The organism is Kitasatospora sp. NPDC058032 (assembly GCF_042885845.1).
In the GTDB taxonomy this organism is placed as follows: domain Bacteria; phylum Actinomycetota; class Actinomycetes; order Streptomycetales; family Streptomycetaceae; genus Kitasatospora.
Genome location: NZ_JBHVRK010000010.1, coordinates 233,651 through 259,653, shown reverse-complemented (window position 1 = coordinate 259,653; position 26,003 = coordinate 233,651). Strand labels below are relative to the sequence as shown.

The following is a 26,003-nucleotide window of genomic DNA, read 5'->3' as shown; positions in this document are numbered from 1 at the left end:
CCTCACATCCACTTGAATCTCACACGAATGGGAGATTGTACCGTGACCGGCATGACCAACACCGAGATCAACGCCCAGATCGACCGTCAGACCTTCGCCCTCGGAGGCGACTTGACGGTCCGCCGGATCGGCTACGGCACCATGCGCCTCGCCGACACCCCGGACATCAAGCCCACCGAGGCCGTCGTCTGGCACGCGCCCACCCCCCGCGCCGCCGCGCTGGACGTGCTGCGCACCGCCGTCGAGAACGGCGTCCAGCTCATCGACACCGCCGACTCCTACGCCCTCGGCGGCAGCGAGGAGCTGATCGCGGAGGCGCTGCACCCCTACGCCCAGGACGTCGTGGTCGCCACCAAGGTCGGTATGACCCGCCCGAGCCCGTCCGAGTGGGTCCCGGTCGGCCACCCGGCCTACATCCGCCAGCAGGCCGAGCTGAGCCTGCGCCGGCTGCGGGTCGAGCGGATCGACCTGCTGCAGCTGCACCGGATCGACCCCGAGGTGCCGCTGGCCGACCAGATCGGCGCGCTCAAGCAGCTGCAGGACGAGGGCAAGGTCCGGCACATCGGCCTCTCCGAGGTCACCGTCGACGAGCTGAAGCAGGCGCTGGAGATCGCCCCGATCGCCACCGTGCAGAACTGGTACAACCTGGCCACCCGCCAGCACGACGAGGTGGTCGACTTCACCGCCGAGCGCGGCATCGCGTTCATGCCGTTCTTCCCGATCGCCATCGGCGGCCACGCGGGCGAGGACAGCCCGGTCACCGCGGTCGCCCGCGAGGTCGGCGCCACCCCGGCGCAGACCGCGCTCGCCTGGCTGCTGCACCGCTCGCCCAACATCCTGCCGATCCCGGGCACCACGTCCGGGAAGCACCTGGTGGAGAACCTGGGCGCGCTGGCCATCGAGCTGACCGGTGAGCAGTACGCCCGCCTCGACGGCATCGCCGCCGCCGAGGCCGCCAAGGCCGCCGAGGCCGAGGCCGCGGCGGGCGAATGACCGGATCCCCGCCCGGCGGCGTGCTCCGCCGGGCGGGTCGGCCACCGGCTCGGGCTCAGGCTCAGGTCTCGGCTTCGGTCCCGGTCTCGGCTCAGGTACCGGAAAGGGCCCCCTACCCCCGTGGGGGCCCTTTCCCCTGCCGGGCCACCGACGCCACCGGGGCTCCCGGGGCTCCCCGGCCTCACCGCTCCATCAGGCCCAGGTCCGTGACATCGGCGGCCAGCGCCTTGAGCAGCGAGCCGGCCCGCTTGTCGTCCGGACCGAGCGCGATCAGCCGGTTCATGACGTACGAGACGCCGAGGCCGACCCGGGGCCAGGCCTGGTTCGCCGAGCCGCCCCCGCCGTCGTGGCCGAAGGTCTCGCCGTCCGGACCGGGCCGCTCGGCGGTCCGCAGCCGGTAGCCGCCCCCGCCGTACGCCATCACCACGTCGATCAGCTGGTCGGTCTTGCGGGCGTACACCCCTCGGGCCTCGTCCAGCAGGCGGCGGGAGAGCATCAGCGGCCGGTCGTCCAGCGGCCGGCGGGCGTCCTCGGCGAGGATCCCGTAGAAGGTCGAGAAGGCCCGGGCGGTGCCGCTGACGTTGATCGCCGGGATCAGCGCGGAACGGCGCTCCGGCCGGCCCCAGACGCCCTCGTCGTCCGGGAACGGCTGGGGGTTCTGCCAGATCCGCTGGGTCAGCGGGTCGTCGCTCTGGAAGAAACCGGTGAACTGGGGCAGGAAGTTCCTGCCGTAGGTGGTCCGGGCGAGCCGGGACCAGTCGGCCGGGCCGGTGCCGTAGTGGATGTCGAGGTCCAGCGGGACGGCGATCTCCTCGCGGAAGAACCGGTCCAGCGGGCGGCCGTCCACCCGGCGGATCAGCTCCCCGACGATCCAGCCGGCCGACAGCGGCCCGTACAGGATCCCGTCGGCGCGCGGGTCGCTCTCCAGCGGCTGGGCGGCGATCAGGCCGGCCATCAGCAGCGGGTCGTTGGCGTCGTCCTGGGTGACCTGGGTCCAGGTGCCGGGCAGCCGGCCGGTGAAGGTGACCACCTCGCGGACGGTCACCGCGCCCTTGCCCTCGGCCGCGAACTCCGGCCAGTAGTGGGAGACCGGGCGGTCCAGCTCGATCCCGCCGCGGTCGACCAGCTTGAGCAGGGCGGTCACGGTGACGCCCTTGCTCCCCGAGAAGATCGTCTGGAGGGTGTCCCGCTCCCAGCGGGCGCCGGTCAGGTGGTCGGCCGTCCCGCCCCAGAGGTCCACCAGGACCTCCCGACCGCGGTGCACGGAGAACGCCGCGCCCAGGTCGTCCCGCTCCAGGAGGTTGCGCCCGAACTCCTCGCGGACCCGCTCGAACCCCGGGGCGGTGTACCCCGCGACGTGCACCTCGGACGCGACCGGCGACGCGATCGTCATGTGAACCAACTCCGCTCGAATTGTTGACCTGAAGGGAAATCCGCGATCGGACCGAAAGCAGAACACAACAAGCCGGGGACCGGGAATCCACAGCCCCCCGGTTTGGCACCTTGACAAAGTCCTCCGCCGACCGTTGCCCCCCACCGGGCCGGCGGCCCATTCTCGGAACAGCCGGCGGAACCGCGCCGGACCGGGAACGGACGAAAGAGGATTCCCATGGCCAAGATTCCGGGCGCCCGGGCGGTGCACCACATCGCCTACACCGTGCCGGACCTCCAGCAGGCGGTCGACTTCTTCGTCGACGTCATCGGCGCCGAGCTCGCCTACCGGCTCGGCCCGGTCGAGGACCCGGAGACCGACTGGATGGCGCGCAAGCTCAACGTGGACCCGCGGGCCTCGGCGAACATCGCGATGCTCCGCCTCGGACCCAACGCCAACCTGGAGCTCTTCGAGTACACCGCCCCCGTCCAGGACCGCGAGCAGCCGCGCAACAGCGACGTCGGCGGGCACCACTTCGCGATCTACGTGGACGACGTCGACAAGGCCGCCGACTACCTGAGCAGGGTCCCCGGCGTCACCATCCTCGGTGACCCCGAGACCATCGAGGACGGACCGATCAAGGGCGACCGCTGGGTCTACTTCACCACCCCCTGGGGCATGAGCATGGAACTCATCAACATGCCCGAGGGAATGCCGTACGAGGACACCACCGAAACCCGCCTCTACCTTCCCACCGAGCACTGGCCGGAGAGCTGACGACAATGCCGCCGAACCGCCCGGAGAAAAGCCCCAAGAGTCAATTCGTCAACGAATCCTCGCACCGTCTCGCATTCCTCTCGCTCGCCCTCGTCGCCTTTGTCGTCGGCACCTCGGAATTCGTCGTGGTCGGCATTCTCGGCCCGATCGCGGACGGTCTGGGAGCGGGGCTGGGCACGGCCGGACTGCTCGTCACCGGCTACGCCCTGGGCATCTCCGTCGGCGGACCGGCCCTCACCGCGCTCACCCTCCGGCTGCCGCGCCGCACCCTGCTGCTCGGCGCGCTCGCCGCCTACGTGGCGGCGAGCGCCGGAGCGGCGGCGGCCGGCGGCATCGGCGTCCTGCTGGCCGCCCGCTGCGTGGCCGGGCTCGCCCACGGGGTGATCGTCGGCGCCGCCACCAGCGTGGCCGTCTCCCTGGCCGGCCCCGGCCGGCAGGGGCGGGCGATCTCGCTGGTCTTCGGCGGCATCTCGGTCGCCACCGTGCTCGGCGTCCCGCTCGGCACGCTGGTCGGGCAGTGGCTCGGCTGGCGGGCCGCGCTCACCGCCGTCGCCGTCCTCGGCGCGCTCGCCCTGCTCGCCGTCCGGCGCACCGTGCCACCGACCGCCGCGATGGGCGCGCCCAGCCTGGCCGGGCAGCTGCGCGGCGCGCTCTCCCGGCCGGTGCTCGCCGTACTCGGCACCGCCGTGGTGCTGTTCACCGGCCAGTTCACCGCGTACACCTACCTGGCCGGCTTCCTGGAGGACGTCACCGGCGTCGGCGGCCGGTTCGTCGGCGGCTACCTGCTCGCCTTCGGCACCGCCGCCGCCGTCGGCACCTTCGTCGGCGGCCGGCTGGCCGACCGCCGGGCCGCCGCCACGCTCACCGCCGGCTGCGCCGGGCTGACCGTCGCCCTGCTGGCACTGCACCTGTGCGGACGCTCCGGCGCGGCGGCGGCCGTACTGGTCGCCTGCTGGGGACTGGCCGGCTTCGGGCTGGTCCCGGCGCTGCAGTCCCGGATCGTCGAACTCGCAGGACCGGGCGGCGACTTCGCCGCCACCCTGGGCGTCTCGGCGGCCAACGCCGGAATCGCCGCCGGCGCCGCGCTCGGCGGCTGGACGGTCACCGCGCACGGCGTCGGCACGGTGGTGCCGCTCGGCGCCGCGATCTGCCTGGCCGCGCTGCTCGCGGTGGCGGCCGGTGCCCGACTGCGGCCGGCCCCGCTCACCACGCCCACCACTGCTCCGCACTCCCTTCCCCTCGATCGCGCACTCGACCGTGAAAGGACCGTCCGAGCATGATCGGCACCCTCGACCGCCCGTCGGTACGCACCTCGCGCCCGGCCGCCGGCCTCGCCGTCTGGTACCAGCACACCCCGTCCGGCCCGGCCGGCCGCGACCGGATCTGGGAGCTCGTCGAGAGCGGGCGGATCACCTCCGTCGCCCTCACCGGGCCCGCCCCGGACGACGAACTCCGCTGGCTCTGCGACCTGCTGTCCCCGCTCCACGAGCGCGGTGACGGCCGCGACGGCCTGGTCTCCGTCCCGGTCGCCGCCCGCAGCCGCAAGGCCTGCGACCAGGTGCACGCCGCCCGCCGGCTCTCCGCCACCGTCCACCGCCCCAACCTGCTGCCCGCCCTGCCCGCCTCCGACCCGGGCCTTGCCGCCCTCACCACCCTGCTCGGCGAGGGCATCGGCGTGCGGCTCGGCCCGCTGCACTCCGTCGCCCGCTACCGGCAGGCCGTCCGCGCCCACCTCGACGGGCTCGAACTCGCCCGCTGGCGCGGCCTCGACCTGGCCGGCATCACCTCGGTCGCGGCCTTCGGCGTCGGCGGCATCGACGTCGAGATCGACGCCCTGCTCGACCGGGCCGGCAGCCACGAGGCCAAGGCCCTGCGCGGCATGGCCGGCACCGCCACCACCCGGCTCGCCCGCGACGTCCACGCCGACGCGCACTGCACCGACGCCTCCACCCGCTGGCGCGCCCTCGCCGCGGCCGGCGCCCGCCCGCAGCACCTCGTCTGGACCCAGCTCTACCACGGCGTACCCGGCCACCAGACCGCCCGCTACCTGGACGCGCTCGCCACCCCCGGCTCGTGCGTCGAACTGTGCGCCCCCACCCTGGAGACCCTCGACGGCACCTCGGAGATCCGCAGCCGGCGCAGTACGCGCGAGGAACAGGACGCGCACGCGTTCACCGATCGGCTGGTCTCCTACCTGCGCTGGTTCGACATCAACCACGAGACCGTCCTGCGCTCCCTCGACGCCGCCCACGCCCACCACTGACCGCCACTGAGCACCGCTGACCGCCGCTGACTGCCGCCAACTCTGCTGACCACACCCCTCCGGGAGCCCGCTCATGGCACCGCAGCTCCACCTGGACCTCACCGCCTCCCCGTCGGACGCCCTCCCCTCGCCCCCGGTGCGGCGGATGGCCCTCGCCACCGGTGTGGTGGCGCTCGGCGGGCTGCTGTTCGGCTTCGACACCGGCGTCATCTCCGGTGCCCTGCTCTTCCTCAAGGAGCAGCTGGCGCTGAACTCCTTCCAGGAGGGCGCGGTGATCTCGGCCCTGCTGCTCGGCGCCGCCGTCGGCGCCCTGGCCGGCGCCCGCCCGGCCGACCGCTTCGGCCGCCGCAAGGCGCTGATCGGCATCTCGGCCACCTTCACCGTCGGCCTGGCGCTGGCCGCCGTGGCCCCGGACTTCTGGACGCTGCTGGCCGCCCGGGCCGTACTCGGCCTGGCGGTCGGCAGCGCGTCGACGATCGTCCCGCTCTACCTCGCCGAGATCGCCCCACCGCGGCTGCGGGGCCGGATGATCACGGTGAACCAGATCCTGCTGACGGTGGGCATCCTGGTCTCCTACCTGGTCAACCTGGCCTTCGCGGGCGGCGGCGACTGGCGCGCCATGTTCGCCGTCGGGCTGATCCCCTCGGTGGCGATGCTGATCGGCACCCTCTTCATCCCGGAGACCCCGGCCTGGCTCGACGGGCAACCCTCCCCCGCCCGCCCGCGCGCCGACCGGCCGCGCGCCCTGCTGTCCACCCCCGGCGCCCGCGCCGCCCTGCTCATCGGCGTCACGCTGGCGGCCGTCCAGCAGTTCGGCGGCATCAACTCGATCATCTACTACGCCCCCAGCATCATGGCCCGCGCCGGACTGCCCGCCACCAGCTCGATCGGCTACTCCGTCGCGATCGGCACGGTGAACGTCCTGCTCACCGTCGCCGCCATCCCCCTGATCGACCGCGTCGGCCGCCGCCCCCTGCTGCTCTGCTCCCTCGCCGGCATGGCCGTCTCCCTCGCCGCCCTCGGCATCGTCCTCGGCCCCGCCCACCCCGGCCCGCTCGGCAACGCCATCGCCCTGGTGGCGATGACCGCCTACGTCGGCTCCTTCGCCATCGGCCTCGGCCCGGTCTTCTGGATCCTCGCCGCCGAGATCTTCCCGCCCGAGTCCCGCGCCCGCGGCACCGGCCTGTGCGCCCTGGTCAACTGGGCCGCCAACTTCGTGGTCGGCCAGGCCTTCCTCCCCACCGCCGACGCGGTCGGCGAGCGCTGGGTCTTCTGGTTCTTCGCCGCGGTCTCGCTCGCCGCTGTCCTGTTCGTCGCCCGCCGCGTCCCCGAGACCAAGAACCGCTCCCTCCCGGAGATCCAGCACGCCCTGGCCACCGCCCGATGACGGCCCGGTCCGCACCCCCGCCACCGCCCCCGCCACCGCTGTCGCCGCTCGCACGCGGGGCCACCGCACCGGCCCGTTGGCGCGCCGGAGCCCCATGAGGCAGGTTCTTCGTTACGGAGTAGGAAGTCGGCCAGTCCGACTTCCTACTCCGTCGTATATGGGAAGAGCTGACGCGCATGTGGGGCAAGTGGATCGGTTGCGAGGTGCCGGAGGACGGGCGGGAGCGGTTCTCCGATGCCCAGCGGGCCTGGGCGGCGATCAGGGACCAGCCGGGGCTGATCGGGCAGGTGGGCGGCTGGGAAGGCGGGTACGCCCGGGTCCTTGGTCTGTGGGCCGACGAGGAGGCGTACGGGCGGTTCATGCGGGAGCGGCACGACGCGGTGGTCGCGGCGAGCGGCCAGGGCGGGACGTACACCGCGATCGAGGCGGGTACCGGGGACGTCGTCCTGGAGATGGCCGGTGACGCGGCCGATCTGCGCGGCGCACTTGGGACGGCCGCCCTGCTGCGGGTCGCCGACTGCCGGTTGCGGCCCGGCCGGGCGGCGCACTTCATGGACGTGCAGCACGAGGTATGGGCGCCCGGCATGGCGGCGGCCGGGGGCATGCTCGGCGGTGTCGTCACCCGGCTGGACCCGCAGCGCTACCTGGTCACCACCCTGTGGTCCGGCGCCGCCGCCCACGAGCGGTACGCCGCCGAGCACTTGCCCGCCCTGCACGAACGCGCGGCGGTCGCGGACGATCTGCAGGCGCTGACCGGTCATCGGCTGGCCCTGGAGCCGGCCTGGACGGTGCTGCCTGTCGACCAATGACGGCGAGGGCTCGGGGATGAACGAGATTGAACCTCAAAATCAACATCCCGCAGCGGCTGAAGGTCAACAAGCTGTCGGAGCCGGTGCCCGGAGCGCCCCTGCGGCCCGCGGACCCCGGCAAGCCGGTGTTCCTGCGGCCCACGATCCTCGGACTGTTGATCCCGGCGATCCTGGTCTCGCTGATCGTGCTGCTGGAGAAGGACGACCCCGAGTACGCCAAGACGGGTGACTGCATCCACAACAACAACCCGATCGTCCTGCCCGGCGTCGGGGACAACAATCCGGACGTCGTGGTGGTCCCGTGCTCCGACCCGAAGGCCGAGCACCGCGTGGTCGGGCGCAAGGACGACACGGATGACGGTGAGAACGTGTGCCGGGCGTTCCCCGAGGCCGACGGCTACTTCACCTACAAGCGGGGCGACCACAAGTACACCCTCTGCCTGCAGGACCTGAAGCCGCAGCCGAAGCTGACGCTGCCGCCGACGCTCGGGCTGTAGCAACGATGGCCCTGACCGATGTGTTCGGTCAGGGCCATCGGCATCCGGGCGGCGGTCAGACGGCGCCGAACTCCCCGGCCCGGACTGCGTCGACGAACGCGGCGAACGCGGCGGCGGGGAAGACGAGCGCGGGACCGGACGGGTCCTTGGAGTCACGGACGGGGACAGCACCGGGGAAGTCCGGAGCAACCTCCACACACTCACCACCCTGGCCGCTGTACGTGCTCTTGCGCCACCGAGCGTTGGCAAGGTCAAGGTGCTGCATGGCTCTCAAATTCCTTCCGTACTGCTCTGATCAGCTCCAGCGAGCCGGCTCGGGACAGGGATTCGACCTGCAGTCGATCGTAATCCCTGGCCCATGCCGACAGTATCTGCGCGTCACGCTCCAAGAGGCCCGTCTTGTGGCTCTCTGTGTAGCCCAGCATCTTGCCGCTCGCCATGGTCAGCAGATTCACCGGATGCACGAAGGGCCGATCCTCACCGAGACGGAGCGGGGCCACCTGGAGGGTCACGTTGGGTTGTTGAGCCAGCTCCTCCAGGAACTGAAGCTGTCTGATCATGACGCTACGACCACCGATCGGCCGCCGCAGGTTCCACTCGTCAAGCACGGCCTGGACGAAGGGGGGAGGAGTCCGCTTGAGCGCGGCTTGGCGGTTCAGTAGGAACTTCACCCGGGCGTCCGCTTGCTGCGGAGTGGCTGCGCCTCGTCGGACCGATGCCAACTCGTAGGCCGCCGCATACTCCTCCGTCTGCAACAGGCCCGTAATGAGGCCCAGGTGGAACAGCCGGATGGTGACCGCCTTGGCTTCTTGTGCGACGTACTCCGAGAGCCCCTCCTTGAGGACGACATGCTCAAGCTGGTCGAGCATCAGCTCGATGGTGCCGCCCGTGTCGAGCGCGCGGTCGACTTCCTGGGCGAGGCGTCGACTTGGAGGCTCGACCCCTCGTTCAATTCGCGAAATGTAGGAAGCCGAGAATCTGGTGATCTCGCCAAGCTGGGGCTGCGTGAGACCTCGCGCTTTGCGTGACCTGCGAAGTTGAACACCGATGGGGGCAAACGGGGATGACGCTGGATCGAGTTTGCGCTCGTTCATGCTGGCTCCAACTGAACCCAAGGCAGATTCGCCATTTCCTCGGCTTCCAATCGTAGCCCCGACGGCTCCACGATGGACACGGGTCGTAGCGATCCCAATGCACAGCGCAATCAATGGAGCCCCCATGGCCATCTACTCCCCCACCGTCGGCGAGGTCGTCCAGGACCTCGGGCACCGGGACTTCTCCGGCAAGCCCATCGAGGCCGTCTACATGGACACCATCGCCGGGCTCGTCTACCTCCGCCCCGAAGCCGGCGGGTGCGAGTGGACCACCAAGCCCGAGTTCGTCCAGGCCCTCGCCGAGCCCCGCTTCATCAGCGTCCAGCACCCCAGCCGGCCGCGCACCGCCGACGTGGCGTGAAGCTGCTCGCCACCGTCCTCGGCGTCGCCACCCTCTCCACCCTCACCGCCGCCCTCGTCTGCTGGCCCATCCACAACGGGCCGCTCGCACCGCAGTTGCTGATATTCGGGCTGATCCTCACCGCCGGAATCTGCGCCGGACTGCCCGCCTGCTTCACCTGGCTCTCGCCCAACAGGAGCACCCCATGCTGCACCACCTCCCCGCCATCCTCACCAACCCGCCCCGCCGACGCCTCGGCCACCAGGCCCTCATCCTCAACCGCGACGGCGCCGTCCTCCTGATCGGAACCGCCTACAAGTCCGGCCTCATGCTCCCCGGCGGCAGCGCCGAAGCCAACGAACTCCCCCACCTCGCCGCCCGCCGCCACACCGAAACCGAAACCGGCCTCGTCCTCCCCCTGCGCCACATCCTCGCCACCGACTACGTCGACGCCCAACTCCTCCCCGAAGGCATCAACTTCGTCTACTGGGGCGGCCACCTCACCCCCGCCCAGGAAACGATCGTCGCCCGCCACCGACCCCCCGCCACCATCACCGCCGTCCACTGGCTCCACCCCCACCAACTCCCCGACGCCATGGCCCCCGACCAGCACCGCCGCACCACCCAAGCCCTCACCGCCCTCACCAACGGCACCCACCTCCCCTTCCTCCTCCGCGGCACCCCCGCCGAATAGCGCCGTCCGCGAGGCGATTCCTGACGCCGACGTTCGCGCTGCAAAGACAATGGCCCTGACCGATGCGTCGGTCAGGGCCATCGGCGTCCGGGCGGCTGTCAGAGCGTTCCGAACTCCCCCGCCCGAACGGCGGCGACGAACGCGGCGAACGCGGCGGCAGGGAAGACAAGCGCGGGACCGGACGGGTCCTTGGAGTCACGGACGGGGACAGCACCGGGGAAGTCCGGAGCGACCTCGACGCAGTCGCCCCCGTTGCTGCTGTACGTACTCCTACGCCACCGAGCGTTGGCAAGGTCGATGTGCTGCATGGGCTCCCAACTCCTTCCAACGGTCGTCTTGACACAGGGCTTTGACCCACAGCCGAGCGTAATCCGTCCCCGCCCTCTCAGAACAGCGCCACCAGCTCCGTCCGCGAGGCGATCCCCAGCTTCGGGTACGCCTTGTACAGGTGGTGCCCCACCGTCCTCGGGCTGAGGAAGAGCTGCGCCGCGATGTCCCGGTTGGTGAGCCCCTGCGCCGCCAGCCGGGCGATCTGCAACTCCTGCGGGGTGAGCACCGTGAGCGCCCCCGCCGGAGCGGCCGGGGCCGCCGCCGTGCCGGTGGCGGTCAGCTCGGCACGGGCGCGCTCCGCCCACGGCGCCGCGCCCAGCCGTTCGAAGGTCTCCAGCGCCGCGCTCAGGTGCGGCCTGGCGTCCGTCCGCCGCCGCTCGCGCCGTAGCCACTCGCCGTACAGCAGCGCCGTCCGTGCCTGCTCGAACGGGCGCTGCGTGCCTTCGTGCAGGTCCAGCGCCGAGCGGTACGCGGACTCGGCCAACTCGTCCGGCCCCAGCAGTGCCTGGCAGCGCAGCCGTACCGCCTCCGCCCACGGCGTCCCCGCCGCGGCCGCCCAGCGGGCGAAGCGCTCGTAGGGCTCCGCCGCCCGCTCCGGCGAGCCCAGCCGGACCGCCGCCTCGACGAGGTCGGCCACCGCCCGGGTCGCGCCGATGTGGTGCCGGTAGGGCCCGGTGGTGAGCGTGTGCAGCCGGTCTGCGGCAGCCGCCGCGCGGCCGCGCCCGAGGTCCAGCAGGGCGAGCGCCCACTGCGCCCAGGGCTCACCGGCGGCGGACGCGGACGAGCCGGAGACAAGGGCGTCGGCGGCCAGCTCCGCGCACCGCTCGTCGGCGCCGCCCAGTGCCGCCAAACACGCCAGCATTCCGGCGAGTTGGCTGGTCCACTGGTGCTGACCGGTGTCCCGGGCGAGCGCGTACCCCTCCGCTGCCGTGACCTCCGCGTCGCGGTGCCGCCCGTGGAACAACTCGGCCTCGGCCAGGAAGAACTGGAGCGTGGGCAGCACCCCCACCCTCCCCTTGGCCCGGGCTTCGGCGATCAGATCGGCGGCCAGCTCCAGCGTCTCGTGGTCGCGCCCGAGGACGAGCGCCGCACCGCACAGCTGCACCAGGTCGACCGGGCTCTCCGCCCCCGCCTTCCGCGCCGCCTCGGCGGTCGTCCGCACGTCGGGCACGGGTCCGGCGGCGGGGCGTCCCAGGGCCGGCAGTACGGCGGCCGGCAGGTCCCGGGCCAGCGGGGCGAGCGGTTCTTCGGGGCCGAGCGGGAGGGCGGCCAGCCGGTCGAGCACGGTGGCCACCGGCTCCTCGCCGACGTACCAGGCGGCGTGGAAGGCCTGGAGCAGCATCCGTGCCGCGTACGCGGGCTCGATCTCGGTGGCGGCGGCGTCCAGCAGCAGCCGGTACGCCGCCGGGTAGGCGCCGCGCCAGAAGTGCGCGACCGCCCGGACCTGATCCAGCAGGGCGTGCGCGAAGACGCTGTCGGTGCGCGCCCCGGCCCGGTCGGCCAGCGCCTCGGCCTGCGCCAACTTCCCCTCCTCGGTGGCTGCTTCGGCGGCCAGCACCAGCCGGCGGGTGGCGCCGTCGCGGTCCGGGGTGAGCCCGGCGGCGCGCTCGTAGGCGGCCGCCGCGCCGCCGTGCGCACCGCGCGCCTCGGCGCGCTGGGCGGTGAGCTCCAGGGCATCGGCGAGGTCGGCGTCGGGCGCGGTGGCGGCCAGTGCGAGGTGCCAGGTGCGCCGGTCGCCGTCCTCCAGGACCTCGCCGATCGCCCGGTGAACGGCCAACCGCTGTTGCAGGGGCGCCCGTTGGAGGACCGCGGCACGCAGCAGCGGATGCCGGAAGACGAGCCTGCGCTCGGCGCTGACGGTGATCAGCCGGACGTGCTCGGCGGGAGCGAGCGCCCCGGCGTCCACCCCGAGCACGGCGGCCGCGGCCAGCACGATGTCCAGCTCGCCGTTCTCCTCGGCCGCGGCGACCAGGAGCAGCGTCTGGGTGGCCGGCGGCAGGTCGGTGACCTGGCCGTGGAAGGCCATCAGCAGCCGGCTGGTGAGCGCCAGTCCGCCGGAGGCGCAGTCCGCCTCCGCCCAAGGGAGTTCGACGAGCGCCAGGGGGTTGCCCGCCGCCTCGGCGAGCAGCCGCCGGCGGGCCGGTCCGGGAAGCGCCCCGCCCACGCGGTCGGCGAGCAGCCGGACGGCGTCCGTCTCGGCGAGCCCGGTCAGCCGCAGCTCCGGGAGCCCGGCGAGCGGCAGCACCTCGGCCCCGGCCGCCGCGTCCCGGGCGGCGAGCAGCAGCGCGACGCCCTCCGCCTGGAGCCGGCGGGCCGCGATCAGCAGCGCGTCCAGCGAGGGCGGGTCCAGCCACTGCACATCGTCGACGACGCACAACAGCGGCTGGTCGACGGCGAGTTCCGCCAGCAGCCCGAGCGTGGCCAGCCCGGCGAGCAGCCGGTCCGCGCCGCCGGTCGTCTCCCCGAGACCGAACGCGCCCTCCAGCGACCGGCGTTGCGGCCCGGGCAGGGCCTCCAGCCGGTCGAGCCCCGGTGCCAGCAGCTGACTGAGACCGGCGAAGGCGAGTTCGGCCTCGTACTCGACGCCGGCCGCCCTGATCACCCGGACGCCGTCCCCCGCCGTCGCCACCGCGTGTTCCAGCAGCGCCGTCTTGCCGATCCCCGGCTCACCGCGCAGTACCAGCACCCCGCTGCGGCCGCCCCTCGCCCCGTCGAGCAGCGCGTCGACGGCGGCCCGCTCCCGTTCCCGTCCGTACAGCACCCCGGTCTCCCCTCCCGATACGCCCGACCCTACTGGCGGCGGCGTACGTACACCGCTACCTATCCGTGACGGATTCGCCCGCTGCCCGCCGTCCGTACCGTCTTGACCAGCGGGAACGACCCGCCAACAGGCCTACCGGACAGGGGAGAAGACCATGACCGCCACCCAGCCGACCGACCTCCGCCAGCTCGCCGCCCGCTACCTCGCCGCCTGGAACGAGACCGACCCGGCCGCCCGCCGGAAGCTGGTCGACGACGCCTGGGCCGAGGACGGCAGCTACACCGACCCGCTGGCCGCCGTTTCCGGCCGCGAGGGCGTCGACGCGCTGATCGGCGCCGCCCAGGCGCAGTTCCCCGGCCTGGTGTTCACCCTCGGCCCGGTCGACGCCCACCACGACATCGCACGTTTCACGTGGAACCTCGGCCCGGCCGGCGAGGAGCCGCTGGTCATCGGCTTCGACGTGCTGGTCGCCGACGCGGCGGGCCGGATCGCCTCGGTGTACGGCTTCCTCGACCGCGTCCCGGGTGCCTGAGGTCGACACCGCCCCTTCGACCGGCGGGGGCGGGCGCCCCGGTGCCCGCCCCCGCCGCTCCCCCAACACGTCACAGGAGACGAAGAGTTGTCCAGGACGCTCACTGCCCGTCCGACCGCCCGCGCGACCTCGGCCGTCCCCGCCCCGCGCGGTCTGCTGCCGGTCCTCCTGACCGCGACCTTCATGACCGCCCTCGACGTCTTCGTCGTCAACGTCGCCATCCCCTCCCTGCAGACCGATCTGCGGGCCGGACCGGCCGCCGTCCAGTGGGTGGTCGCCGGCTTCGGCCTCGCCCTCGCCGTCGGACTGATCACCGCCGGCCGGCTCGGCGACCGCTACGGCCGGCGCCGGCTGTTCGAGCTCGGCCTGGCCCTGTTCACCCTGGCCTCGGCGGCCTGCGGCCTGGCGCCGACCGCGGGCGCGCTGGTCGCCGCCCGGGTGGCCCAGGGGCTGGCCGCGGCGCTGATGAGTCCGCAGGTGCTGGCGATCCTGCGGACGGCGTACAGCGGCGCGGCGCAGGCCCGGGCGTTCTCGATGTACGGGCTGACCATGGGGATCGGCGCCGTCTTCGGCCAGCTGATCGGCGGCGTGCTGATCCGCGCCGACCTGTTCGGCCTGGACTGGCGCAGCTGCTTCCTGCTCAACCTGCCGGTCGGCCTGGCCGCCCTGGTGCTGGTGCGGCGCTGCCTGCCCGAGTCGCGCGCCCCGCACCGGCCGGGCCTGGACCCGGTGGGCGTCGCGCTGGTCACCGTCGCGCTGACCGGCCTGGTGCTGCCGCTGATCCAGGGCCCCGGGGCCGGCTGGCCGCTGTGGACCTGGCTCTGCCTGAGCGCCTCGATCGCCCTGCTCGCGCTCTTCGCCGTCCACCAGCACCGCGGCGGCCTGGCGGGCCGCTCACCGCTGCTCGACACCCGGCTGTTCGCCGGCCGCGCGTTCACCACCGGTCTGCTCGCGCAGCTGGCCTTCTCGCTCGGCCAGGGGTCGTTCTTCCTGGTGCTCGCCCTCTACCTCCAGCCGGGCCACGGCCTGGACGCGCTCGGCGCGGGCCTGGTCTTCACCGCGATCGGCCTCGGCTACCTGGTGACCTCCACCGCCGTGCACCGCGTCACCGCCCGGCTGGGCCGGCAGACGATCGCGCTCGGCGGGCTGCTGATGGCCGCCGGGCTGGGCCTGCTCGGCCTCGCGGTGCACGCCACGGGCACCACCGGCAGCGTCTGGTGGCTGGCGCCCGGCCTGTTCGTGGACGGGCTCGGGATGGGCCTGGTGATCGCCCCGGTGACGTCCGCGGTGCTGGCGGTCGTCGAACCGCGGCTGGCCGGCTCGGCGGCGGGCCTGGTGGCCACCGTCCAGCAGGTGGCGGGGGCGCTCGGGGTCGCGCTGATCGGCATCCTGTACTACGCCGCCGCCGACCCGGCCACCGCGTTCGGGCGCAGCCTCGCGGCGCTGGCGGTGCTGGAGGTGCTGCTCGCGGGCCTGGTCCAGCTGCTGCCGCGCCGCACGGGGTGAGCCACTGGGCACCGGGGGAGGGGGGTCGCCTCGCGGAGCGTCCCCTCTTCCTGCCGCTTTCCCTGCCGCCCTCCCGTTCCGTTTCCTCCCCCCGATCGGGTTGGATGGGTGGATGAGCGAGGAGAAGAGCGCCGTACCGGCGTGGGAGCAGCGGTTCAGGGCGGCACGGGTCTCCCTGCCGGACTGGGCGGAGGACGCCCCGGAGCGGGCGCTGTACGTGTCCAACGCCAGCGGCACCTACGAGGTCTACGCCTGGGACCGCGCCACCGACACCCACCGGCGGGTCACCGACCGCCCCAACGGCACCACCGACGCCGAGCTGTCCCCCGACGGCGAGTGGATCTGGTGGTTCGACGACAGCGACGGCGACGAGTTCGGCATCTGGCGCCGCCAGCCCTTCGCCGGCCGCCCCGAGGGCGCCGACGGTCCCGACGAGGAGGCCGTCCCCGGCCTCGCCCCGTCCTACGAGGCGGGCCTGGCCCTGGGCCGGGACGGCACCGTGGTGGTCGGCCGCTCCACCGACGACGGCGGCACCACCCTGCACCTGCGCCGCCCCGGCGCGGCGCAGGCGGTCGAGATCTACCGGCACGCCGAGTACGGCGGCGTCGGCGACCTCAGCCACGACGGCACCCTGCTGGCCATCGACCACACCGAGCACGGCGACGCCATGCACGGCGCGATCCGGGTCGTCCGGCTGCCCGCCGAGGGCGCCGACGTCACGACCGTGGCCGAACTGGACGAGGTCACCGGCCACGACGAGCCGCACGGGGTGGCCTGCCTGGGCTTCGCGCCGCTCGACGGCGACACCCGGCTGCTGGTCGCCCACCAGCGCACCGGCCGCTGGGAGCCGATCATCTGGGACGTCGCGACCGGCACCGAGACGGCGCTGCGGCTGCGCGACGAGCAGGGCCACGAGCTGCCCGGCGACCTCTCCGCCCAGTGGCGGCCCGACGCCCGCACGCTGCTGATCGAGCACGAGTACGAGGCGCGCAGCGAGCTGTTCTCGTACGCGCTGGACGAGGGCGTGCTCACCCGGCTGGACACCCCGCGCGGCACCGTCGGCGGCGCCACCCCGCGCCCGGACGGCACCGTGGAGTTCCTCTGGTCCTCCGCCGCCGAGCCGTCGGCCGTGCGGTCCACCGCCGGCACCGTGGTGCTGCGCGCCCCCGGCGCCGTCCCGCCCGGCTCGGTGCCGGTCGAGGACGTCTGGGTGGACGGGCCCGGCGGGCGGGTGCACGCGCTGGTCCAGCGACCGGCCGGCGCCGGGGCGGGCGAGGGACCGTTCCCGACCGTGTTCGAGGTCCACGGCGGCCCGACCCACCACGACAGCGACTCCTTCGCCGCCGGACCGGCCGCCTGGCTGGACCACGGCTTCGCGGTGGTCCGGGTCAACTACCGCGGTTCGACCGGCTACGGCCAGGCCTGGACGGACGCGCTGCGCGAGCGGGTCGGGCTGATCGAGCTGGAGGACATCGCCGCCGTGCGCGAGTGGGCGGTGGCGAGCGGGCTGGCCGATCCGGAGCGGCTGGTGCTGTCCGGCGGCTCCTGGGGCGGCTACCTCACGCTGCTCGGCCTCGGGACGCAGCCGGAGCTGTGGAGCCTCGGCGTCGCCGCCGTGCCGGTCGCGGACTACCTGACGGCGTACGACGACGAGATGGAGGCGCTGAAGGCGATCGACCGCACGCTGTTCGGCGGCACGCCGGAGGAGGTGCCCGAGCGCTGGACGGCGTCCTCGCCGCTGACGTACGTCGAGCGGGTGCGGGTGCCGGTGTACATCAGCGCCGGGGTGAACGACCCGCGCTGCCCGATCCAGCAGATCGACAACTACGTCGAGAGGCTGGAGCAGCTCGGCAAGCCGCACGAGGTGTACCGGTACGACGCCGGGCACGGGTCGCTGGTCGTGGACGAGCGGATCAAGCAGCTGCGGCTGGAGATCGACTTCGTCCGCCGGCACCTCGGCGGTGCGGCGGTGGGCGAGAATCGGGCGGACGCGCAGCCGTAAGGGACGCGGGAACGGGGGGTACGGGGTGAGGCGCCTGCTGACGATCGTGGGGGCGGGGGTGGCCGGGGTGCTGGTGCTCACCGGCTGCTCGGGCCAGGACGGCGGTGGCGGCGGCGGGAGCGCGGCCTGTCCGCCGCCCGCCTCGCCGTCGCCGTCGTGGTCCCCGTCGCCGACGGCCACCTCGACCGTGGTGAGTGCGGCGTTCCGCACCACCACGGTCGAGGGGGCCTGGGCCGGGGCCTGGGCCGGGGAGGACGGCGGCGTGGTGGTGCTCGCCAAGTCGGGCTCGAAGGGGTCCAAGGGATCGAAGAGCGGCCGCAAGACGCGCCACCACACCGACACCTACGACTCGGACGACAACAACGGCGGCGGCAACGGCAACAACAGCGCCCGCCGGTGCGACAACCCGCCGCCGCCGACCGTCTCACCGTCGCCCACGGCGCCGACGCCGACGCCGACGGTACCGGCTGTCCCGACCAAGCCGGCCGTTCCGGCCGTTCCGCCGGCGAAGCCGACCCGCTGACCGGAGGGCCGGACGACCGGACGACCGGACGACCGACCGTCCGGTGTCAGTCCAGGACCGGGTCCAGCCCGAGGGCCCGGTCCTGCTCCGCCTCCGCCTCGCGGCGCACCAGGCGGAACCACATGAACACCACGAAGCCGCCGAAGACGAACCACTCCAGCGTGTAGCCGAGGTTCTGGAACGCGCGCAGGGAGAGCCCGTCACCGCCCTGCGGCTGCACGGTCGGCACGGGGGTGAACCCTTCCGGCGCGGTGTCGGTGGACACCCAGCCGTCGTACCAGCCGTCCAGGGCGAGCTTGTTGACGAGCGCGGCCCGGTTGATCGTGCCGAGCTGCCCGTCCGGGAGGCCGCCGGCGACGGCGCCGCCGCTGCCGCTGGTCTCACCCGCCTGGAGGCGGCCGGTCACGGTCACCTCACCGGCCGGCGCGGGCACGGTCGCCCCGGCCGGGGGTTCACCGGCCGCCCAGCCGCGGACGACCGCGGCGGTCCGGCCGTCGGCGGTACGCAGCGGGGTGAGCACGTAGTAGCCCTGCTTGCCGTCCAGCACGCGGTTGGGGACGAGCAGTTGGTGCTCCTGCTCGAAGGTTCCGGTGACCGTCACGGCGCGGCCGACGGTGTCGGTGGTGACCTGCGGGCGGTCGGCGGCGAGCACGTCGTCGAGCGGCCGGGGGGCGCCGCCGTCGGCCACCGCCCGGCTGATCTCCTGGTGCGAGGAGACCCGGTCCTCGAACCGGCCGAGCTGCCAGGAGCCGAGCCAGACGCACACCGCGACGGCCGCGACGGCCAGCGCGGTGCCGCTCAGCCAGCGCGGGGTGAGGAGGAACCGGTACACACCCCCCACGGTAACCACTCCTCACACCCCGCCCGCCCCCAGGGCCCCCGGACCCCCGAAAAACATGCGGACCGGTCCACCTGCGTCACCCGCTCGGAACGCGCCGAACACACCGAACACCACCGCCGGAGCAGGAAGTCGGCGGGTCCGACTTCCTGCTCACCCTGCCCACCGGCAGGCGGCGGGTCACCCCGCCGACGGGGAGGTACGGGGCGCGCCGGCCGGGGCGTCGGCCGGCACCGGCTGCGGCAGCGTCCGGTACACCGTCCCCGCGCAGGCGCCGGGCAGGACGGCGGTCGCGGCGGCCGGGTTGCCCGGCGCCGGGGTGTACGCCAGGGTCACGCTCGTCGAGGGCCTGCTCGGGCCGGCCGTCGGGGTGGCCGACGGGCTCGGCGCCCCGGTGGGCGTGCCCGCCGTCGCCGCGCTCGACCGCGGTGCCGTGGTCGGCTCCGCGGTGGGATCGGACGCCGGGACCACCCCGGGCACCCCGCTGGTGCCGCCCGCCGAGGTCATCGGTCCGCTCGTCTGGACCCCGCCGGCCCCGGCGCCTCCGGTGCCCGCGGAGCCGCCGCCGGAGGCCGTGCCCCCGGCCGAACCACCCGAGCCGCCCGGGCCACCCGAGCCGTCCGTGTCACCGCCGGTCCCGCCGGAACCGCCGCCGCCGTTCGCACCCGGCACCGCGCCCGGGCCCGTCCCCGGCCCGGTGCTCGCGGTACCGCCGGGAACGGGCCCGCCGCCCCCCGTCGTACCGCCGCCCGGGGTACCGCCCCCGGACGTGCCACCGCCCGAGGTCCCACCGCCCGAGGTCCCACCGCCCGAGGTCCCGCCGCCCGAGGTCCCGCCCCCGGAGGTACCGCCACCGGACGTACCGCCGCCCGAGGTCCCGCCGCCCGACGTGCCCGGCTGCCCGGACCCGGTGGAGGCGCTCGGCGAGGACGTCCCGCCCGGCGTCGAACAGCCCGCCGGGTCCGGGATCCAGGCGAAGTCCACCCGGTACCCGGCCCGGGGTACGAGGACGAGGCCGTCGCTCCCCGCGTCCTTCCCGGACGCGGGGCCGGACGAGGGCCCGGGCGCGGGCAGGTCGGTAGCCGGGTCGCCGGCGGTGTGGAAGGCGATCCGGACGCGGCCGCTGTCCGGCGTCGCGACGCCGGTGACGGTGACCGAGCCGGGCCCGCCCAGCTGGCAGCTGCGCCCGGAGACGTTGGTCACGGTGAAGGAGCCGTAGATCCGCCCTTCGGCGTCCGCGGCGCCCAGCTGCGTGGCGCCCTGCCCGAGGTCGGAGCGCGTGCACAGCGCCGGCGCCGGGGCGTCGCTCCCGCCGGTGGTGGCGGAGGTGGCCGGGGGGACCGTACCGGGCGCGGGACGGGTGGTGCTCGGGCCGGCGCTCGGTGAGCCGCCGACGGTGCCGGACGGGACGCCCGGTACGACCGGCAGCCCGAGGTCGGCGGCCGGCGGCGGTCCGGGCGTGCCGGTGGCGCCGCCGGGGACGGTGCCCGTGACGGTGGCGGAGGCGCTCCCGCTCGCGGCGCCGGGCGAGCCGGGACCGCCGGACAGGCCGAGGTGGTCCGCGGTGTGCAGGGCCGGCATCAGGAAGGAGGCGGCGGCCACCACCGCGGCGGCGCCCGTCCAGGCCCCGCGCCGGACGGCCCGCCGACGCGGCACCGCCCGCCGGATGTGCTGCAGGCCGCCGGGTGCGGGCTCCACCTCGGCCACGGCCCGCTGCATCAGCTCCCGGACCAGCCGCTCCTCGCGCTCGCGGGGCTCCTCCCCGCCGAAGGCGGCGCCACCGCCGAACGCGGCACCCCCGCCCGTGCCCGTACCGTCGTTCTCAGCCATGCCCGGCCTCCATCTGGACCCGCAGCGCGGCCAGCCCTCGTGAGCCGTACGCCTTCACCGAACCGAGCGAGATGCCCAGGGTCTCCGCCACCTGCGCCTCCGTCATGTCCACGAAGTAGCGCAGCACCAGAACCTCCCGCTGACGGCGTTGCAGACCCCGCAGCGCGACCTTCAACTGGTCACGCTCCAGCGCATCGTAGGCGCCTTCCTCTGCACTGGCCATGTCAGGCATCGGCTTCTGCAGCAACCGCAGTCCGAGGATCCTGCGCCGCAGCGTCGAGCGGGACAGGTTGACCACGGTCTGCCGCAGGTAGGCCAGCGTCTTCTCGGGTTCGCGCACCCGCCGCCGGGCCGCGTGCACCCGGATGAACGCCTCCTGGACGACGTCCTCGCAGCTCGACAGGTCGTCGAGGAGCAGCGCGGCCAGCCTCAGCAGAGAGCGGTAGTGCGCCTGATAGGTCTCGGTGAGCAGATCCTCGCTGGTCCCGGCGGCGGTGCCGGTGCTACCGGCGCCGGACTCCGCGGCGCCGGGTGCGACTGCCGTCATCTGGCTATCTTCCGGCCTGTCCGCAGGCCACTGGACACGCGACGGGAACGACACTGCGGCTCTCGCCGAGATGCCCGTCCCTGCCCCCACCATCACGTTCGCCACGCCCGTTGGACACTCGATCCCCTGTCATGGTTGCCCAGCCCGGCGGACATTCTTCCGCATGGACGGAAGAGGCCTCCAGGGGATTCGGCGAGGATTCCTGGCGCAGTCGGCGAACATCCCGCGCAGAGCCCCGGCACCGTCCGCACCGGGCCTGGTCGGACCGGGCCCGGTCGGACCGGGTCGGTGTCCCGGGCCGAGCCCGGTCAGACCGGGTCGGTGTCCCAGGCCGGGTCGGCGTCCGGAGCCGCGTCGCCGCCCTCGGCGGCCACCAGCTCCGCGATCTGGAGCGCGTTGAGCGCCGCGCCCCGGCGCAGGTTGTCCCCGCAGAGGAAGAGGTCCAGCGCGTTCGGGTCGTCCAGCGCCCGCCGCAGCCGACCCACCCACACCGGGTCCGTGCCGACCGCGTCGTTCGGCGTGGGGAACTCGCCCGCCGCCGGGTCGTCGTAGAGCACCACCCCGGGCGCCTCCGCCAGGAGTTCCCGGGCGTGCTCCTGGGTGACCTCGCGCTCGAACACCGCGTGCACGGCGAGCGCGTGGGTGCGCACCACCGGGATCCGCACGCAGGTGGCGGAGACCTTCAGCCGGGGCAGCGCAAGGATCTTGCGGGACTCGTCGCGGACCGTGCGCTCCTCGGACGACCAGCCGCCGTCCGTCAGCACCCCAGTCCAGGGCACCGCGTTGAGCGCCAGCGGGGCGGCGAACGGCCCGTGGTCGGCGATCACCGCGCGCAGGTCGCCGGTCTGCTCGCCGACGTCGGTGCCGGCCACTTGGGCGAGCTGGGTGCGCAGCGCGTCCGCGCCGGCCCGGCCGAGCCCGGAGGCGGCCTGGTAGGAGGCGACGACCAGCGACTCGAGGCCGTACTCGGCGTGCAGCGCGCCGATCGCCGCGATCATGGTCAGGGTGGTGGAGTCGGGGCTCGCCACGATGCCGCGCGAGCGCATCCGGGCAGCCGCCGCGTTGACCTCGGGCACCACCAGCGGAACGGCGTCGTCCAGCCGGAACGCGCCGGAGTTGTCGACCACCACGACGCCCTTGGCGGCCGCGATCGGCGCCCAGCGGGCGGCGATCTCCTCGGGGACGTCGAACAGCGCGACGTCGATCCCGTCGAAGGCCTCCTCACGCAGCGGGAGCACCTCCACGGGCTCCCCGCGCACGACCGCCTTGCGGCCGGCCGAGCGCGGGGAGGCGACGAGACGGATCTCGCCCCAGATGTCCTGGCGGAGGGAGAGCAGGCCGAGGAGCACCTCGCCGACCGCGCCGGTGGCGCCGACGACGGCGAGGTTCGGCCGCCGGGTCATCGCCCGGTGCCCCCGTAGACGACGGCCTCGTCCGTCTCGCTGTCCAGCCCGAAGGCGCTGTGGACGGCTTGGACGGCCGCGTTGACGTCCTCGGCGCGGGTGACCACCGAGATGCGGATCTCCGAGGTGGAGATCAGCTCGATGTTGACGCCGGCCGCGGAGAGCGCCTCGAAGAAGGTCGCGGTGACCCCCGGGTTGGAGCGCATGCCCGCGCCGACCAGCGAGATCTTGCCGATCGCGTCGTCGTAGCGGAGCGACTCGTAACCGATGCCCTCCCTGACCCGGTCGAGCGCGTCGATGGCCTTCTGGCCCTCGGCCTTCGGCAGGGTGAAGGAGATGTCGGTCAGGCCGGTCGACGCCGCCGAGACGTTCTGCACGACCATGTCGATGTTGATCTCGGCGTCGGCGATGGCGCGGAAGATGCGGGCCGCCTCGCCCGGCTTGTCGGGAACGCCGACGACCGTGACCTTCGCCTCGGACGTGTCATGGGCGACTCCGGAGATGATGGCCTGCTCCATCTCGCCCCCTTCGGGCTGATTCGGGTTGTCGTTGCTGACGATCGTCCCGGGGAGGCCCGAGAAGGACGAGCGTACGTGAATCGGGATGTTGTAGCGGCGCGCGTACTCCACGCAGCGGTCGAGCAGCACCTTGGATCCGGACGAGGCCAGCTCCAGCATGTCCTCGTACGCGATCCAGTCGATCTTGCGGGCCTTCTTCACCACGCGCGGGTCGGCGGTGAACACGCCGTCCACGTCGGTGTAGATCTCGCAGACCTCCGCCTTGAGGGCGGCGGCGAGGGCGACGGCGGTGGTGTCCGAGCCGCCGCGACCGAGCGTGGTGATGTCCTTGCTGGTCTGCGACACGCCCTGGAAACCGGCCACGATCGCGATGTTGCCCTGGTCAAGGGCGGTGCGGATGCGGCCCGGCGTCACGTCGATGATGCGCGCCTTGTTGTGGACGGAGTCGGTGATGACGCCGGCCTGGCTTCCTGTGAACGACTGCGCCTCGTGGCCCAGGGATTTGATCGCCATGGCCAGCAGCGCCATGGAGATGCGCTCTCCAGCGGTCAGCAGCATGTCGAACTCGCGGCCGGCGGGGAGAGGTGACACCTGCTCCGCGAGTTCGATGAGCTCGTCCGTCGTGTCGCCCATCGCGGACACCACGACGACGACCTCATGGCCGGCCTTCTTGGCGTCAACGATTCGACGGGCCACGCGCTTGATGCCCTCGGCATCCGCAACGGATGAGCCGCCGTACTTCTGCACGACAAGGCCCACGTGCGCTCCTCGACTTGTGTCGTCTTTCGGGGGCGATCGGCCCCCGCACCCCCGGGTGGCGGGGGCGGTGCGGTCGGCGCCAGTCTACCGAGCGAGGGTGCTCCGCCCCCCGCTTTCCATATGATGAGACACATGTTTCAGCAGGTGAGCGGGGGTGTGGCTACCCGGACCGGCAGGTCTGCGGGCGGGCCGCCGCCGTTCCGGAGAATCGGCGGACGAACGGACGGACACCCCGGGGTTTTCCGCCCCGGGGGGCGGAGTGAGGCTTCCGTCACAGTCCGCGGCCCGGCCCGGCGCCGAGGCACCGCCCGGGCCCCGGTGCCGGGGGTACCGGCGCCGCCCGGGCCGCCGGTGCGCCCTACCGCCCCAGACCCAGCTCCGCCGCCATGAGATCGCCGGCCTGCTGCTCCAGCTGCTCGTCGGTGAGCCCGTCGTTGTCGGTGTCCGCGCCGTCCGGCGCCGCCCCGATCGGGCTGTCCAGCCGGACGTGCGCGATCAGCGACTGCAGCGCCCGCAGCACCGCCGTGCAGGTGGTGCCCCAGTTGGACAGGTACGAGAACTGCCACCACCAGAGCGCCTCGCTGACCCGGCCCTCGCGGTAGTGGGTGAGCCCGTGCTGCAGCTCCCCCACCACCCCGGCCAGGTCGTCCGAGATCCGGAAGGCGTTCGGCTTCTCCGGCGGCCCGTACGGGTCGAACACCTCGTGGTAGACGTCGATCGGCGCGAGCAGCTCGGCCAGCCGCTCGCGCAGCTGCTCGCCGTCCGGCTCCGGCCCGGCGTCGGGCTCGAAGCGGTCCTCGGGGACGACGTCCTCGATGGCACCCAGCCGGCCGCCGGCCAGCAGCAGCTGCGAGACCTCCAGGAGGAGCAGCGAGACGGCGCTGCCGGGCTCGTCACCCTTGGCGACCTCGGTCACCGAGAGCACGAAGCTCTCCACCGAGTCCGCGATCTGCACCGCGAAGTCGTCCGGCTCCGAACCGTGCCCGTGCGTGTGCGGGGCGTGCGGCTCGTGCTGCGCGTCCTGCGGGCTGCGCCGGTCCTCTTCCGGTCCGGCCTGGTGGGGCGTGTGGGGCTGCTGGTTGATCGTCCGGTCAGACATCGAGCAGTCGTCTCCCTTCGAAGGCGCGACCGAGCGTGACCTCGTCCGCGTACTCCAGATCCCCGCCGACGGGCAGGCCGCTCGCCAGACGGGTCACCTTCAGGCCCATCGGCTTGCAGAGCCGGGCCAGGTAGGTGGCGGTCGCCTCCCCCTCCAGATTGGGGTCGGTGGCCAGGATCAGCTCGGTGACCGTGCCGTCGGCGAGCCGCGCCAGCAGTTCCCGGATCCGCAGGTCGTCCGGACCGACGCCCTCGATCGGGCTGATCGCGCCGCCCAGCACGTGGTAGCGGCCGCGGAACTCCCGGGTGCGCTCGATGGCGACGACGTCCTTGGGCTCCTCGACCACGCAGATGACACCGAGGTCACGGCGCGGGTCGAGGCAGACCCGGCACTGCTCGGCCTCCGCGACGTTGCCGCAGACGGCGCAGAACCGCACCTTGTCCTTGACCTCCAGCAGCGCGTGCGCCAGCCGGCGGACGTCGACCGGGTCGGCCTGCAGGACGTGGAAGGCGATCCGCTGCGCGCTCTTGGGCCCGACGCCGGGCAGCCTGCCCAGTTCGTCGATCAGGTCCTGAACCACGCCCTCGTACAACGTCGCGCCTTCCCTCGGGTTCGACCGGTGGTACCCGCACGGGGTGCTCCGGTGCCATCATCCAACGAATCGGACGCCGGGCACACCGCCCGACGCCCGACTCCCGCATAAATCACACAGGTCCATCGGCTGAACTCCGGACCGTCACGGCCCGCCACGGGCCGCCCCTGACCACGCTCAGAACGGCAGACCGGGGATCCCGCCGCCGAGGCCCTGGGTCAGCGGGCCCATCCGCTCGGCCTGCATCTTCTGCGCGGCCTGGTTGGCGTCCCGGACGGCCGCCAGCACCAGGTCCGCCAGGGTCTCGGTGTCCTCCGGGTCCACGGCCGCCGGGGCGATGGTGAGCGCCACCAGCTCCCCGGAACCGGTCACCGTCGCCTCGACCAGGCCGCCGCCGGCCGAACCGGTCACCTTGGCCTCGGCCAGCTCCTGCTGCGCCTGGGCGAGGTCCTGCTGCATCTTCTGCGCCTGCTTGAGCAGCGCCTGCATGTTGGGCTGGCCACCACCGGGAAACACGGCTCACTCCTTGTGTTCGGT

26 protein-coding genes are annotated in these 26,003 nt (G+C 73.7%); 13 read left to right on the top strand and 13 right to left on the bottom strand.

Translation table 11 applies throughout. The annotated features are described in order from the left end of the window. The first annotated feature begins 51 nt into the window (after positions 1 to 51). Entirely contained in the window at positions 52 to 993 is a 942-nt protein-coding gene (locus tag ACFVUH_RS18980) for an aldo/keto reductase (RefSeq protein WP_387914428.1), read from the top strand. Positions 994 to 1,174: 181 nt separating this feature from the next. On the opposite strand, the gene ACFVUH_RS18975 is transcribed toward ACFVUH_RS18980, so the two are convergent. After that, a complete protein-coding gene (locus ACFVUH_RS18975; RefSeq protein WP_355360426.1) occupies positions 1,175 to 2,386 on the bottom strand; it encodes a serine hydrolase domain-containing protein in 1,212 nt (403 codons plus the stop codon). A 216-nt stretch (positions 2,387 to 2,602) separates the two neighbouring features. Between ACFVUH_RS18975 and ACFVUH_RS18970 the strand changes: the two genes are divergently transcribed. The 6 genes from ACFVUH_RS18970 to ACFVUH_RS18945 all read left to right on the top strand — a co-directional run bounded on the left by ACFVUH_RS18970 (position 2,603) and on the right by ACFVUH_RS18945 (position 8,098). Beyond that, positions 2,603 to 3,142: a VOC family protein gene (locus ACFVUH_RS18970; RefSeq protein ID WP_355360428.1), complete on the top strand. Its 540-nt coding sequence runs from the start codon at positions 2,603 to 2,605 to the stop codon at positions 3,140 to 3,142. Between the two features lie 5 nt (positions 3,143 to 3,147). Then, complete coding sequence (locus ACFVUH_RS18965; RefSeq protein WP_387914426.1) at positions 3,148 to 4,422, top strand: MFS transporter; 1,275 nt, start codon at positions 3,148 to 3,150, stop codon at positions 4,420 to 4,422. Then, complete coding sequence (locus ACFVUH_RS18960; RefSeq protein ID WP_355360433.1) at positions 4,419 to 5,405, top strand: transaldolase family protein; 987 nt, start codon at positions 4,419 to 4,421, stop codon at positions 5,403 to 5,405. Before ACFVUH_RS18965 ends, ACFVUH_RS18960 begins: the two co-directional genes overlap by 4 nt. A 73-nt stretch (positions 5,406 to 5,478) precedes the next feature. Next, positions 5,479 to 6,792, top strand: a complete 1,314-nt coding sequence (locus ACFVUH_RS18955; protein WP_387914425.1) for an MFS transporter — start codon at positions 5,479 to 5,481, stop codon at positions 6,790 to 6,792. A gap of 176 nt (positions 6,793 to 6,968) precedes the next feature. Continuing rightward, positions 6,969 to 7,601 carry a DUF4937 domain-containing protein gene (locus tag ACFVUH_RS18950; protein ID WP_387914423.1) on the top strand — a complete coding sequence of 211 codons (633 nt, stop codon included), beginning with the start codon at positions 6,969 to 6,971 and terminating at the stop codon, positions 7,599 to 7,601. Between the two features lie 26 nt (positions 7,602 to 7,627). After that, complete coding sequence (locus ACFVUH_RS18945) at positions 7,628 to 8,098, top strand: hypothetical protein (RefSeq protein WP_387914422.1); 471 nt, start codon at positions 7,628 to 7,630, stop codon at positions 8,096 to 8,098. Between the two features lie 55 nt (positions 8,099 to 8,153). On the opposite strand, the gene ACFVUH_RS18940 is transcribed toward ACFVUH_RS18945, so the two are convergent. After that, entirely contained in the window at positions 8,154 to 8,363 is a 210-nt protein-coding gene (locus ACFVUH_RS18940) for a DUF397 domain-containing protein (protein WP_387914421.1), read from the bottom strand. Continuing rightward, complete coding sequence (locus tag ACFVUH_RS18935) at positions 8,350 to 9,192, bottom strand: helix-turn-helix domain-containing protein (RefSeq protein WP_387914419.1); 843 nt, start codon at positions 9,190 to 9,192, stop codon at positions 8,350 to 8,352. The genes ACFVUH_RS18940 and ACFVUH_RS18935 overlap by 14 nt, the downstream gene beginning before the upstream one ends. 124 nt (positions 9,193 to 9,316) lie before the next feature. Here ACFVUH_RS18935 and ACFVUH_RS18930 point away from each other — a divergent pair, with 124 nt between their 5' ends. Both ACFVUH_RS18930 and ACFVUH_RS18925 read left to right on the top strand, forming a co-directional pair. Continuing rightward, positions 9,317 to 9,553: a hypothetical protein gene (locus tag ACFVUH_RS18930; protein ID WP_387914418.1), complete on the top strand. Its 237-nt coding sequence runs from the start codon at positions 9,317 to 9,319 to the stop codon at positions 9,551 to 9,553. 184 nt (positions 9,554 to 9,737) lie between these two features. Continuing rightward, positions 9,738 to 10,226, top strand: coding sequence for an NUDIX domain-containing protein (locus ACFVUH_RS18925; RefSeq protein WP_387914417.1), 489 nt, complete (start codon positions 9,738 to 9,740; stop codon positions 10,224 to 10,226). 98 nt (positions 10,227 to 10,324) lie between these two features. Here the strand turns inward: ACFVUH_RS18925 and ACFVUH_RS18920 are convergent, their stop codons facing one another. Together ACFVUH_RS18920 and ACFVUH_RS18915 are read right to left on the bottom strand one after the other, a co-directional pair. After that, positions 10,325 to 10,534 (bottom strand): DUF397 domain-containing protein, encoded by a 210-nt coding sequence (locus tag ACFVUH_RS18920; RefSeq protein WP_387914415.1) that lies wholly within the window; start codon positions 10,532 to 10,534, stop codon positions 10,325 to 10,327. A 77-nt stretch (positions 10,535 to 10,611) separates the two neighbouring features. Further along, the gene (locus tag ACFVUH_RS18915; protein ID WP_387914414.1) at positions 10,612 to 13,317 is read right to left on the bottom strand and encodes an AAA family ATPase; all 2,706 of its coding nucleotides are present in this window, start codon (positions 13,315 to 13,317) and stop codon (positions 10,612 to 10,614) included. A gap of 154 nt (positions 13,318 to 13,471) precedes the next feature. Between ACFVUH_RS18915 and ACFVUH_RS18910 the strand changes: the two genes are divergently transcribed. From ACFVUH_RS18910 to ACFVUH_RS18895, 4 genes are all read left to right on the top strand, one after another. Beyond that, positions 13,472 to 13,849: a nuclear transport factor 2 family protein gene (locus ACFVUH_RS18910; RefSeq protein WP_387914413.1), complete on the top strand. Its 378-nt coding sequence runs from the start codon at positions 13,472 to 13,474 to the stop codon at positions 13,847 to 13,849. An 87-nt stretch (positions 13,850 to 13,936) separates the two neighbouring features. Beyond that, positions 13,937 to 15,355 (top strand): MFS transporter, encoded by a 1,419-nt coding sequence (locus ACFVUH_RS18905; RefSeq protein ID WP_387914412.1) that lies wholly within the window; start codon positions 13,937 to 13,939, stop codon positions 15,353 to 15,355. Positions 15,356 to 15,467: 112 nt separating this feature from the next. Then, a complete protein-coding gene (locus ACFVUH_RS18900) occupies positions 15,468 to 17,357 on the top strand; it encodes a prolyl oligopeptidase family serine peptidase (protein WP_387914410.1) in 1,890 nt (629 codons plus the stop codon). 25 nt (positions 17,358 to 17,382) lie between these two features. Beyond that, entirely contained in the window at positions 17,383 to 17,880 is a 498-nt protein-coding gene (locus tag ACFVUH_RS18895; protein ID WP_387914409.1) for a hypothetical protein, read from the top strand. Between the two features lie 46 nt (positions 17,881 to 17,926). Here ACFVUH_RS18895 and ACFVUH_RS18890 read toward each other — a convergent pair whose 3' ends face one another. From ACFVUH_RS18890 to ACFVUH_RS18855, 8 genes are all read right to left on the bottom strand, one after another. After that, on the bottom strand, positions 17,927 to 18,712 hold the full coding sequence (locus tag ACFVUH_RS18890) for an SURF1 family protein (RefSeq protein WP_355360462.1): 786 nt from the start codon (positions 18,710 to 18,712) through the stop codon (positions 17,927 to 17,929). Between the two features lie 186 nt (positions 18,713 to 18,898). Continuing rightward, complete coding sequence (locus ACFVUH_RS18885) at positions 18,899 to 20,548, bottom strand: hypothetical protein (RefSeq protein ID WP_387914408.1); 1,650 nt, start codon at positions 20,546 to 20,548, stop codon at positions 18,899 to 18,901. Next, positions 20,541 to 21,095, bottom strand: coding sequence for a SigE family RNA polymerase sigma factor (locus ACFVUH_RS18880; protein WP_387914407.1), 555 nt, complete (start codon positions 21,093 to 21,095; stop codon positions 20,541 to 20,543). Before ACFVUH_RS18880 ends, ACFVUH_RS18885 begins: the two co-directional genes overlap by 8 nt. Before the next feature lie 308 nt (positions 21,096 to 21,403). After that, complete coding sequence (locus tag ACFVUH_RS18875) at positions 21,404 to 22,498, bottom strand: aspartate-semialdehyde dehydrogenase (protein ID WP_387914406.1); 1,095 nt, start codon at positions 22,496 to 22,498, stop codon at positions 21,404 to 21,406. Beyond that, positions 22,495 to 23,775: an aspartate kinase gene (locus ACFVUH_RS18870; RefSeq protein ID WP_387914404.1), complete on the bottom strand. Its 1,281-nt coding sequence runs from the start codon at positions 23,773 to 23,775 to the stop codon at positions 22,495 to 22,497. Before ACFVUH_RS18870 ends, ACFVUH_RS18875 begins: the two co-directional genes overlap by 4 nt. Before the next feature lie 358 nt (positions 23,776 to 24,133). Further along, a complete protein-coding gene (locus tag ACFVUH_RS18865) occupies positions 24,134 to 24,874 on the bottom strand; it encodes a DUF5063 domain-containing protein (RefSeq protein WP_355360477.1) in 741 nt (246 codons plus the stop codon). Next, on the bottom strand, positions 24,867 to 25,466 hold the full coding sequence (gene recR, locus ACFVUH_RS18860) for a recombination mediator RecR (protein ID WP_344345751.1): 600 nt from the start codon (positions 25,464 to 25,466) through the stop codon (positions 24,867 to 24,869). The genes ACFVUH_RS18865 and recR overlap by 8 nt, the downstream gene beginning before the upstream one ends. Before the next feature lie 177 nt (positions 25,467 to 25,643). Then, on the bottom strand, positions 25,644 to 25,982 hold the full coding sequence (locus ACFVUH_RS18855; RefSeq protein WP_350541541.1) for a YbaB/EbfC family nucleoid-associated protein: 339 nt from the start codon (positions 25,980 to 25,982) through the stop codon (positions 25,644 to 25,646). Positions 25,983 to 26,003 lie beyond the last annotated feature (21 nt).